The sequence below is a fragment of the Bradyrhizobium xenonodulans genome, assembly GCF_027594865.1.
Lineage (GTDB): Bacteria > Pseudomonadota > Alphaproteobacteria > Rhizobiales > Xanthobacteraceae > Bradyrhizobium > Bradyrhizobium xenonodulans.
Window position 1 is genome coordinate 2,933,283 of the sequence record NZ_CP089391.1, and the last position, 11,725, is coordinate 2,945,007.

General features: G+C 63.2%; 10 protein-coding genes. All 10 read left to right on the forward strand.

Going from position 1 to position 11,725, the window contains the following annotated elements:
* Window positions 1-261 precede the first annotated feature (261 nt).
* The 10 genes from deoC (at window position 262) to I3J27_RS13565 (ending at window position 11,714) form a co-directional block, all read left to right on the forward strand.
* On the forward strand, window positions 262-1,179 hold the full coding sequence (gene deoC / locus I3J27_RS13520) for a deoxyribose-phosphate aldolase (RefSeq protein WP_270172734.1): 918 nt from the start codon (window positions 262-264) through the stop codon (window positions 1,177-1,179).
* 2 nt (window positions 1,180-1,181) lie between these two features.
* Window positions 1,182-3,569 carry an aldehyde dehydrogenase family protein gene (locus I3J27_RS13525; RefSeq protein WP_270169928.1) on the forward strand — a complete coding sequence of 796 codons (2,388 nt, stop codon included), beginning with the start codon at window positions 1,182-1,184 and terminating at the stop codon, window positions 3,567-3,569.
* A gap of 81 nt (window positions 3,570-3,650) precedes the next feature.
* On the forward strand, window positions 3,651-4,106 hold the full coding sequence (locus tag I3J27_RS13530) for an RbsD/FucU family protein (protein WP_270169930.1): 456 nt from the start codon (window positions 3,651-3,653) through the stop codon (window positions 4,104-4,106).
* Between the two features lie 5 nt (window positions 4,107-4,111).
* On the forward strand, window positions 4,112-5,035 hold the full coding sequence (locus I3J27_RS13535; protein ID WP_270169932.1) for a ribokinase: 924 nt from the start codon (window positions 4,112-4,114) through the stop codon (window positions 5,033-5,035).
* 7 nt (window positions 5,036-5,042) lie between these two features.
* The gene (locus I3J27_RS13540; RefSeq protein WP_270169934.1) at window positions 5,043-5,918 is read left to right on the forward strand and encodes a carbohydrate ABC transporter permease; all 876 of its coding nucleotides are present in this window, start codon (window positions 5,043-5,045) and stop codon (window positions 5,916-5,918) included.
* Window positions 5,915-6,952, forward strand: a complete 1,038-nt coding sequence (locus I3J27_RS13545) for a carbohydrate ABC transporter permease (protein WP_270169936.1) — start codon at window positions 5,915-5,917, stop codon at window positions 6,950-6,952. The genes I3J27_RS13540 and I3J27_RS13545 overlap by 4 nt, the downstream gene beginning before the upstream one ends.
* A gap of 49 nt (window positions 6,953-7,001) precedes the next feature.
* Entirely contained in the window at window positions 7,002-8,441 is a 1,440-nt protein-coding gene (locus tag I3J27_RS13550) for an extracellular solute-binding protein (protein WP_370691977.1), read from the forward strand.
* An 85-nt stretch (window positions 8,442-8,526) separates the two neighbouring features.
* Window positions 8,527-9,618, forward strand: a complete 1,092-nt coding sequence (locus I3J27_RS13555; RefSeq protein WP_270169940.1) for an ABC transporter ATP-binding protein — start codon at window positions 8,527-8,529, stop codon at window positions 9,616-9,618.
* Between the two features lie 796 nt (window positions 9,619-10,414).
* The gene (locus tag I3J27_RS13560; protein WP_270169942.1) at window positions 10,415-10,552 is read left to right on the forward strand and encodes a hypothetical protein; all 138 of its coding nucleotides are present in this window, start codon (window positions 10,415-10,417) and stop codon (window positions 10,550-10,552) included.
* Window positions 10,553-10,763: 211 nt separating this feature from the next.
* On the forward strand, window positions 10,764-11,714 hold the full coding sequence (locus tag I3J27_RS13565; RefSeq protein WP_270169945.1) for a PDR/VanB family oxidoreductase: 951 nt from the start codon (window positions 10,764-10,766) through the stop codon (window positions 11,712-11,714).
* The last annotated feature ends 11 nt before the right edge of the window (window positions 11,715-11,725 follow it).

An 11,725-nucleotide genomic window follows, 5' to 3' on the forward strand; every position in this document is an offset into this window, starting at 1 on the left:
ATAACATCTGGTCCGAGGAGCAGTTCCTGTCAGCGATGGCAAGTGAGCGGAAGCTCCGGCGGGCAAGGGATGGGAGGATCGCATGTTGCAATCGGCACATTCAGTCTATCTGCCGCTTCAGCCGATTCGCTAGCACCGCACGGCGTACCGATGGCGCAGGGCGTCTTGATACCAAATCCATCCGCGGTGCCGGCGCAGCCCCATGCGCGGGATCACAACCATACGCATGCCATCGCGCGCAACACCGGCCGCGCGCTCGAGATGGACTGGGTCGACGAGATCAGGATCAATCTGTCGGCCGCCGAGCGCCGCGTTGCGAGCCTGCCTGGTCGACGCACCGTCAAGAAGGACGCGCAGGCAGCGTGGTTGCTCAAGGCGATCACCTGTATCGACCTGACGACCCTCAGCGGCGACGATACGACTGAGCGTGTGAAGCGCCTCTGCGCCAAGGCGAGGGCGCCGCTGCGGAGCGATCTCCTTGAGGCACTCGGCTTTGCCGGGCGCGGGCTCCACACGGGCGCGATCTGCGTCTACCACCGCTTCGTCGCAACCGCGGTCGAAGCGCTCGACGGATATGACATCCCGGTCGCTGCGGTCTCGACCGGATTTCCTGCAGGCCTCATCCCTCACGACCTCAAGCTCAAGGAGATCGAGGCGTCCGTCAGGGACGGTGCGCAGGAGATCGACATCGTCATCACGCGCGAGCACGTGCTGACCGGAGATTGGCGGGCGCTTTACGCTGAGGTCCGGGATTTCCGCGCCGCCTGCGGGGACGCGCATCTCAAGACGATCCTCGCGACCGGCGACCTCAAGACGCTGCGCAATGTCGCCAAAGCCTCGATGGTCTGCATGATGGCCGGCGCCGACTTCATCAAGACCTCGACCGGCAAGGAAGGCGTCAATGCCACGCTGCCGGTGACGCTGGCGATGCTCCGCATGATCAGGATCTATGAGGAGCGCACCGGCTTCAAGATCGGCTTCAAGCCGGCCGGCGGAATCTCGACGGCGAAAGATGTGCTCAACTACCAATTCTTGATGAAGGAGGAGTTGGGGCGCGGCTGGCTCGAGCCGGATCTATTTCGCGTGGGCGCCTCGAGCCTGCTCGCCGACATCGAGCGCCAGCTCGAGCATCACGTCACCGGCCGCTACTCGGCCTTCAACCGTCACCCTGTGGGCTGAGCATGAGTGTCGCACATTACTATGAGACCATGGATTATGGTCCTGCTCCCGAGGCGGACGGCGACGCGCGTGCCTGGCTGAAGCGTCACGATGCGACGTTCGGGCATTTCATTGCCGGTAAATTCGTCGCTCCCGCTTCGGGCAAGCATCTGGCGACGATTGAGCCGGCCACCGGCAAGGCGCTGGCTAAAATCGCGCAAGGCGGCGCCGCCGATATCGAGGCCGCTGTCGGCGCTGCGCGATCGGCGCAAACGCAGTGGGCGAAGCTCGGGGGTCACGGGCGGGCCCGTCATCTCTATGCGCTGGCACGTATGCTGCAGCGTCACGCGCGATTGTTCGCGGTGCTGGAAGCGATCGACAACGGCAAGCCGATCAGGGAAACCCGCGATCTCGACGTGCCACTTGCCGCGCGCCACTTTCTCTATCACGCCGGCTGGGCGCAATTGCAGGAGCGCGAATTCGCCGACCACGTCCCGGTCGGTGTGATCGGCCAGATCATCCCCTGGAATTTCCCGCTGCTGATGCTGGCCTGGAAGATCGCGCCCGCGCTGGCGACCGGCAACACCGTGGTGCTGAAGCCCGCAGAATTCACCTCACTCACCGCGCTGCTGTTTGCTGAGCTCGCGGCGGAGGCCGGCCTGCCGCCTGGCGTGTTGAATGTGGTGACGGGCGATGGCGCTACCGGCGCGTTGCTGGTCGAAAACCCTGATGTCGACAAGATCGCCTTCACCGGGTCGACCGAGGTCGGGCGGTTGATCCGTCAGTCGACCGCAGGCAGCGGCAAGTCGCTGACGCTCGAGCTCGGCGGCAAGTCACCCTTCATTGTGTTCGACGATGCCGATATCGATGGCGCCGTGGAAGGCGTGGTCGATGCGATCTGGTTCAACCAGGGCCAGGTCTGCTGCGCCGGATCGCGGCTGCTGTTGCAGGAGGGGATTGCCGAGACCTTCCGCAAGCGCCTGATCCGCCGCATGGAGACGCTGCGTGTGGGGCCGCCGCTCGACAAGGCGATCGACATGGGCGCGGTGGTCGCACCTGTGCAACTCGAGCGGATCAAGGCGCTGGTCGAAACCGGCGTCAAGGAGGGTGCCGAGAAGTATCAGGCGCCTGGCCCGATCCCCGCAGAGGGCTGCTTCTATCCCCCGACCTTGCTCTGGAACGTACATCCGTCCTCGACCGTGGCAATCGAGGAGATCTTTGGGCCCGTGCTGATTGCGATGACGTTCCGTACGCCCGATGAAGCCGTGATGCTCGCCAACAACACGCGCTATGGGCTTGCCGCCAGCGTGTGGAGCGAGACCATTGGCCTCGCGCTCGATATCGCGCCAAAACTTCAGGCCGGCGTGGTCTGGGTCAACGCGACGAATTTGTTCGATGCCAGCGTCGGCTTCGGCGGCTATCGCGAGTCCGGCTTCGGCCGCGAGGGCGGCCGGGAAGGTCTCACCGAATATCTCAAGCCGAAAGCATGGAGCGGACGGAAAGTGCGAGCCAAGCTGCCGCCACTCCCTGAAGCCGCTACAGAGGCAGCCGGATTTGGCACGCCGTCGATCGACCGAACCGCAAAACTGTTTGTCGGCGGCAAGCAGGTGCGCCCCGATGGAAATTATTCGCGCGCGGTGCTGTCGCCGAAGGGCCGGCATCTCGACGAAGCCGGCGAGGGCAATCGCAAGGATATCCGCAACGCCGTGGCCGCCGCACGTTCGGCCGAGGGGTGGGCACGGGCGACGGCGCATAATCGCGCCCAAATCCTCTATTACCTTGCCGAGAATCTGTCCGCGCGCGGCGACGAGTTCGCCCGGCGTATCGGTGACATGACCGGCGTGTCGCCCGCAAAGGCGCGCGCAGAGGTCGAGGTGAGTATCGAACGGCTGTTCAGCTATGGGGCCTGGGCCGACAAGTACGAGGGAACGATCCATGCACCGCCATTGCGCGGCGTGGCGCTTGCGATGCACGAGCCGATCGGCGTGGTTGGCGTGGCCTGTCCGGACGAGGCGCCATTGCTGGGCTTCATCAGCCTGGTGGCTCCCTTGATCGCGATGGGCAACCGTGTCGTCGCAGTGCCAAGCGAGCGGCACCCGCTGGCCGCGACCGATTTCTACCAGGTGCTGGAGACGTCGGACGTGCCGGCAGGCGTCGTCAACATCGTCACCGGCGAACGCGATGCGCTTGCAAAGGTTCTGGCCGAGCATGACGACGTCGATGCGCTCTGGGTGTTCGGCTCGCAGGAGGCTTCGACAGTGGCGGAGCGGCTGTCGGTCGGCAATCTCAAGCGCACGCTGGTCGACCACGGGCTGGCGCTCGATTGGTACGACAGGGCGGCCAGCGAGGGGCCGATCCTGCTCCGTCACGCGGTGCAGGTGAAGAACATCTGGATTCCCTACGGAGACTAAAGACGTCACCTTGCAGTGATATTGGTTGGCATCCGGACCATCAGAGTTCGGGCGATTTGGAAGACAAGGGAGGGACACAACATGCTCAAGGGCATCAACCCGCTGCTCAATGCCGACGTGCTCTATGCCTTGCGCGCGATGGGGCATGGCGATCGTCTCGTCGTGTGCGACACCAATTTCCCCGCCGACTCGATCGCGCGCCAGACCGCGTTCGGTGAGTTGCTGCGCATCGACAATGTCAGCACGGCCAAGGCGATCGAAGCCATTCTCTCGGTGATGCCGCTCGATACGTTCGTCGACGATGCCGCGATGCGCATGGAGATCGTCGGCCAGCCCCAGGAAGTGCCGCCGGTGCAGCGCGAGGTGCAGGCCGCCATCGATCGCGCCGAGGGGCGCTCCTGGCCGCTGGTCGGGGTCGAGCGCCATGCTTTCTATGAAAAGGCCAAGACCGCCTACTGCGTGATCGCAACCGGTGAGCGGCGCTTCTATGGTTGCTTCCTGTTCACCAAGGGCGTCATCGCGCCGGACGGAGAGTGACGACCATGAGCAAGTCTGGCGTTGCGATCCTCGGCATCTTCGTCGTCGATCTGGCCTTCCGTGCGGGCAACATGCCCGCGATCGGCGAAACCATTGCCGGCTCGGGATTTGCCATGGGGCCGGGCGGCAAGGGATCGAACCAGGCCGTCGCGGCGGCGCGCGCGGGCGCGGACGTGACCTTCGTCTCCCGGATCGGCCGCGATGCCTTCGGTGATCTCGCCATCAAGACCTGGGAAGCCGAGGGCATCAGGCCGCGCGTCGCCAGGACTGCGGAAGCGCCGACCGGCGCCGCCTTCATCTATGTCCATGAGACGCGCGGCGACAATGCCATCATCGTGGTGAGCGGGGCGGCCGATGGTCTCAGTCCTGATGACGTCGATGCGGCGGCGGACGCGATCCGCGCCAGCCGCGTCTTCGTAACCCAGCTCGAACAGCCGGTCGCTGCTGCGCAGCGCGGGCTCGAGATCGCGCGTGCTGCCGGCAGCATCACCGTGTTCAATCCGGCTCCTGCGGGCGCATTCGACGACAGCCTGTTTGCCTTGTGCGACTACGTCGTTCCGAACGAGACCGAGGCCGAAGCACTGACCGGAATTGCGGTGGGTGATCTTGCTGGCGCCCGCCGCGCCGGCGATGCGCTGCTGGCCAAGGGCGCCGGCATCGCGCTGATCACGCTCGGCGAACGCGGAGCGTTGTTTCACGGGCGAGATCGCTCGCTGCACGTGCCGCCGTTCGCCGCCGGCAAGGTGGTCGAGACCGCGGGCGCGGGCGACGCCTTCGTCGGCGGCTTCGCGGCAGCGCTCGCGGGCGGCACCGATCCGTTGGATGCCGCGCGCTTCGGTTCGGCGACAGCCGGGATCTCCGTGACGCGCGCGGGGACTGCGCCTGCCATGCCGCGCCGGGTCGAGATCGAAGCGCTGTTGAAGGGATGATCTGCTGATGATGCGGAACGATCCGATCAAGCACGTCTTCATCTGGCCGGCGGTGCTCGTCGTGCTGGCGATCTCGATCTTTCCGTTGATCTATTCGTTCACCACCAGCTTCCTCAGCTATCGCCTGATTCCGCCAATTCCGCCGCGCGTGGTGTGGTTCGGCAATTATGCCACTCTCTTGCAGGAGCCGCGCTTCTGGAACGCGATCGTCACGACGACGCTGATCGCGTTCATCGCCGTCGGGCTTCAATACGTCATCGGGTTTGGCGTCGCGCTCGCGCTGAACGCGCGCATTCCCGGCGAGCGGCTGTTTCGCGTGGCCTTGCTGCTGCCCATGCTGCTGGCCCCGGTTGCCGTCGCGCTGGTTGCCCGCATGATCTTCAATCCGACCATGGGGCCGCTCAACCAGGTCCTGTCCATGTTCGGCCTGGCGAACCTGCCGTTCCTCACCAATGGACATTGGGCGCTCGCCTGCATCATCGCGGTCGAGATCTGGCAGTGGACGCCTTTCATCATCCTGATGATGCTGGCCGGACTGCAGACGCTTCCCGAAGATGTCTACGAGGCGGCCGAACTCGAGAACGCCAGCGCCTGGCAGCAGTTCTGGGGTATCACGTTTCCCATGATGCTGCCGATCTCCGCAGCCGTCGTTTTCATTCGCCTGATCGAAAGCTACAAGATCATGGACACCGTGTTTGTGATGACGGGCGGCGGACCGGGCGTGGACACCGAGACGCTGACCTTGTTCGCCTATCAGGAAGGCTTCAAGAAGTTCAATCTCGGCTACACGTCCGCGCTCAGTTTCCTGTTCCTGATCGCCATCACGATCATCGGCGTGACCTATCTGGCGCTGCTGCGGCCGCATCTGGAGAAGCGCCGATGAGCGGGCAGGGCCTCACCGGACTATCGAACTGGGGTCGCCGGCTGGCCGCGGTCGGCGTGCTCGCATGGTGCCTGATCACGGCGTTTCCGCTCTATTGGGTGGTGGTGACGGCGTTCAAGACCCCGCCGGGCGTGGTCGGCGGCCCGACCTATATTCCGTTCGTCGATTTCACTCCGACGCTGCAGCCCTTCATCGACCTCTACCACGGGATCCGGGGTGAATTCTTCAGGACGTTTCTGAACTCGACCATCGTTGGCCTGTCGGCGGCGGCGATCGCGACCGCCATCGGCGCGATGGCAGCCTATGCGCTGGTGCGGTTTGAGTTCAAGGTGCGCTTTGGCGCCGGCCTGATCTTCTTCCTGCTCGCGCTCGGCGGCTATCTGCTGTTCAACAATTCGCTCGGATTCACCCGGCCGCAGGCGCTGCTGCTCGCGTTCCCATTCGCGCTTGCCGCTGCGATCGTCGCCAACCGTCTGCCGCTGCCGGGCCCGATCCTTGGCAATGAGGACATCCTGTTCTGGTTCGTCAGCCAGCGCATGTTTCCACCGATCGTCACGGCCTTTGCGCTCTACCTGCTCTACAGCGAGATCGGCCGGCTCGGCTTCCAGCTCATCGACAGCTTTGTCGGCCTGACGCTGTGCTATGTCGCGTTCTCGCTGCCGATCGTCGTCTGGCTGATGCGCGACTTCTTCGAGGCAATCCCGATCGAGGTGGAAGAAGCCGCTATGGTCGACAACGTGCCGAGCTGGCGCATCTTTCTCGGCATCGTGGTGCCGATGTCGATGAACGGGCTGCTGGCGACCTTCATGATCACGCTGGCCTTTGTCTGGAACGAGTTCCTGTTCGCGCTGTTCCTGACCAATTCCAAATGGCAGACGCTGCCGATCCTGGTGGCGGGACAGAACAGCCAGCGCGGCGACGAATGGTGGGCGATCTCGGCCGCGGCGCTCGTCGCCATCATTCCGATGATGATCATGGCGGGCCTGCTCAGCCGCATGATGCGGTCGGGCCTGCTGCTCGGGGCAATCAAATAGCAAAAACTCATCTAGGGAGGACTGGACGATGTTGCGACGGACGTTTCTGATGCTGACCACCTCGCTCGTGATGGCGTGCGCCGCGAGCCAGGTGAACGCGGCCTGTAGCCCGGATTACTCTGGCGTCACCCTGACGGTGGCGTCGCAGACCGGACCGTATATCGCCTCCGCGCTCAAGCTCGGCGCGGATGAATGGACCAAGAAGACCTGTGGCAAGGTCAACGTCGTGGAGTTTCCGTGGTCGGAGCTCTACCCCAAGATCGTCACGTCGCTCACCGCGTCGGATGCGACGTTCGACCTGGTCAGCTTTGCGCCGGCCTGGCTGCCCGACTTCGTCCCCTATCTCAGCGAAATGCCGAAGGCGATGCAATCAGGCAAGGATTGGGACGATGTCGAGCCGGCCTATCGCGAACGGCTGATGGTGTGGGAGGGCAAGATCTATTCGCAGTCGATGGACGGCGACGTCCACACCTACACCTATCGCATGGACCTGTTCAGCGATCCCAAGGAGAAGGACGCGTTCAAGGCCAAGTACGGTTACGACCTGGCGCCGCCCAAGACCTGGAAGCAGTATCTCGACATCGCGGAGTTCTTCCAGCGCCCCGACAAGGGACTTTGGGGCACCGCGGAAGCGTTCCGCCGCGGCGGCCAGCAGTTCTGGTTCTTCTTCAGCCACGCGGCCGCCTACACCAACAATCCGAACTATCCGGGCGCGATGTTCTTCGACCCCGAGACGATGGATGCCCAGATCAACAACCCCGGCTGGGTGAAGGGACTGGAAGAATACATCCGCGCGTCGAAGCTTGGCCCGCCCAATGCGCTGAACTTCTCGTTCGGCGAGGTCAACGCGGCCGTTGCCGGCGGTCAGGTGGCGGAATCGATCGGCTGGGGCGACACCGGCGTGATCGCGGCCGACCCCAAGCAATCGAAGATTTCCGGCAAGGTCGGCTCCGCAGTCCTGCCCGGCTCTGACGAGATCTGGAATGCGAAAACCAAGAAGTGGGACAAGTTTCCGGCAGTCCTGCCGGCGCCCTTCATGGCGTTCGGCGGATGGCAGATTGGCGTGCCGAAGGTCGGCAAGAACCAGCAGGCGGCATGGGATTTCGTCAAGACGCTGACGAGCCCCGAAGTTTCCGGCCAGGCAGCGATCACCGGCGGCACGGGTGTGAACCCTTACCGTAAGTCGCACACCGCGAATCTGGAGTTGTGGAACAAGATCTTCTCGCCGCAAGAGGCCAAGGAGTATCTCAGCGCGCAGGCCGACTCGATCAACGGCAAGAACGTCGCGCTCGACATGCGTCTGCCCGGCTATTTCTCCTATACCGAGGTCGTGGAGATCGAGCTTGGCAAGGCGCTGGCCGGCCAGACCACGCCGCAGGCCGCGCTGGATACGGTCGCGAAGGAATGGAATCGCCTGACCGACGAGTTCGGTCGTGCGAAGCAACTGGCGGCCTATCGCGCTGCGATGGGTCTTCCGCCGAAGAACTAGCTTTCCGCGGAGACTGCCCCGGATGATGCGCAAGCATCATCCGGGCTTTGTTGACCGTCGATATGAGGGACGGAAAAAGGAATCCATGGCGCACGTCGAGATCGAGAACGTCAGCAAGGCATATGGGCCCTACAAGATCATCGAAGGGCTCGATCTGAACGTCGCCGACGAGGAATTCGTCGTGCTTGTCGGCCCGTCCGGCTGCGGCAAGACCACGACCTTACGCATGATTGCAGGGCTTGAGGCGGTCACCAGCGGAACCGTTCGTATCGGCAGTCGCGATGTGACGCAGTTGCGCCCGGGCCTGCGGAATTGCGCGATGGTGTTTCAGAACTACGCGCTCTATCCGCATATGACGGTCGGGGAGAACATCGGCTACGGCATGAAGGTCAGGGGCGAGCAGCGCGCCAGCGTCGCGAAAGCAGTGCAGGACGTCGCACGGGTTCTGGACCTCGAGCCATATTTGGACCGCCGGCCGAAGCAACTCTCCGGCGGACAGCGCCAGCGCGTCGCGATCGGCCGTGCGATCGTGCGCAGCCCGGACGTGTTTCTGTTCGACGAGCCGTTGTCGAACCTCGACGCCAAGCTGCGCATCGAAATGCGGACCGAGATCAAGGCGTTGCACCGCCGTCTTGCCAAAACGATCGTCTATGTCACGCACGATCAAGTCGAGGCCATGACCATGGCCGATCGCGTCGTGGTGATGAATCGCGGCCGGATCGAGCAGGCGGCGGATCCGATCACGATCTACGAGAAGCCTAGCAATCTTTTTGTGGCGGGCTTCATGGGCGCGCCCAGCATGAACTTCATTCATGGCGAGATCGTCGCGCGCGACGGTGCGCTGGTCTTCACCGAGCCGTCGGGGACGGCGTTGACACTGCCGAAATCGCGCGAGGCGGCCTATGCAGGGAGCGTCGGCAAGGCGGTCGTGCTCGGCGTCCGGCCCGACCACGTGCTGCTGCACGACGCGCCGGCGGGTTCGTCGATCCGCCTGATGGTGAAAGACGTTGAGCCGCTTGGGCCCCATACGCTCGTGATTGGAACCGTGGGCGTGTTTCCGTTCACGGCGCAAATGCAGGTTGGTGTGACCGCCGCGCCTGACAACGTCATTGACGTCGCGCTCAATCTTGAGCGAACGCATCTGTTCGACAAAGTCTCAGGAAAGACCATTTCATAGCCTGCGGGTCTCTGGGTGATCCAGGCACCCCAATCTTCGAAACTACGCCAAAGCCTGGTCGATTTCCTTGGTGCGCAATACAGCGTGCGATCAGCTTATGCCTCTTTGGATTAAACTGGCCTAATTTGGCCCCTGATGGATTGGAGCGAGAGTTCAGGTCTTCCAATTGGTTCGGCAGCGGCGTGTGCACGATGTGTGCACCCAGAGATCAAGAAAAATCCCACGATAGCGAACGTGAGCGCGGCTCTCTGAAGTGAGTAGGTCGGGGAGAGTGTCACTTCACCGCTACGCATTCGCGTAGCTACGTCTGCGACCTATTCGATCAATGACGCGACGCACCTGATAGGCGAATTGACTCTTAATCAGCCGGCTCTACGATTGATTTCTAGTGCCCTCCACACTTTTCGCTGACTTAGACGCCCTGCAGGGCGGCCAATCCATCGTGTCCGCTCCCTCACAGCGCTTCTTCATTCCCGATATCGAGTTCTTGGTTTTCGCACTGGTCGGCAGTTGCCTTGCTGACCTGTGACGACTTGCTGCGCGCAAGCCGGCTCCGTGAAATCGCTGTCGGCACTTTCGGTAAACCCGCCATTGCGGGACGCCGTTTTGTGAGAGTAGCGCACCCGAGCGATTTGCATTCTCATCTCGAGGGCGGAACAACTGGCCCGACGCACGTCAGGCCGTATGCCGCAAACTCCTGTTTCGGGTGGTTGCGATCTCAGACGGTCGTTTCTGAACTTGCGACTTGGGCCCTGATCTACGCGACGGGCATCCGGATGCTTGGGAGAGTCGCCCGATGAGAGTAGAGCGGTTCGGTCTGGCCTTCATCTTCTTCCGCTTCTCGCGCAACAGCTACTTTCATGTGGCGTTCAGCGTCTTGTACTTCCAAAGTCTCGGTTTCTCGCTCGCGACGGCACTTGATGGATTGGCGTGAGGGTTTCAGTCTTTTCAGCTAGTTAGAGGGTGGCGTGTGAGAAGCGCTGGATCGAGGCCTCGACGGTTCGCTTGAGCGCAGACTTCCACGGCCACCGGAAAGTACGCAGGGCCGTTCGCCGCGGACGGCAAGTCGAGCGTCCATGGATCATTGACAGGCAATTATTGCATGTCTAAAAATATGCAAATACATATAATTGTAAGATGCCTGAATGGACACGCATCCGCTGAAATTCAAGGTGAGGTCGTGGACCGCGGAAACTCCGTCGGTGCGGAGCCTTGTGTTTGACGTGGAGGGCAGTGTCGCGCCGCAATGGCAGGCAGGCGCGCATGTTCGCGTGGCGCTCCCGAATGGGGGCGACCGGCCGTATTCGCTGATGGCCTTGCCTGGGCTTCCCGACGGCGCACTGGCGCTTGGCGTCCTGCGCGAGCAGGCTTCGACCGGAGGCTCGCAGTTCATGCACGCGCTGAAGATCGGCGATGTCGTGAGGGCAACCGCGCCGGTCAACAACTTCCCTCTGCACGCGGAGGCTTCACCCGCGCTGCTGTTTGCCGGCGGCATCGGCGTTACGCCCATCCTGTCGATGGCGGCTGAGCTGAAAGTCCGCGGGGGCCCATATCGCCTACACTACGCGGGCCGCACGCGGGGGACGCTGGCGTTCCTGCCGCAATTGCAGGAGATCTGCGCGGACAGCCTCTCCATTCATCATGACGACGACGCATCCCGCCTCGATATTGCGGCGGCGTTGGGCGCTCCGCCGGCAGGGTGCCACGTCTACGTCTGCGGCCCCGCGGGCATGATCGAGGCGGTGAAGGCCGCCGCGCTGGCCAAGGGCATTGCGGCCGACCGCGTTCACTACGAACTCTTCAAGGCGGAGCAGCCGGGCTTGCCCGACAAGCCATTCGAGGTCGAGCTCAAGTCGAGCGGGCAGGTCGTCGCGGTCGCGGCCGGCCAGACCATCATCCAGGCGCTGGAGGCTGCGGGGCTCGACGTCCTCTACGACTGCCAGCGCGGCGATTGCGGCATCTGCCAATGCGGCGTGATCTCAGGCATTCCTGATCACCGCGACGTCATTCTCAGCGACGACGAGAAGGCGTCCAACAAGGTCATGCAGATCTGCGTGTCGCGCGCGAAATCGGAACGGCTTGTGCTGGATCTCTAGCGGGAGGTAAA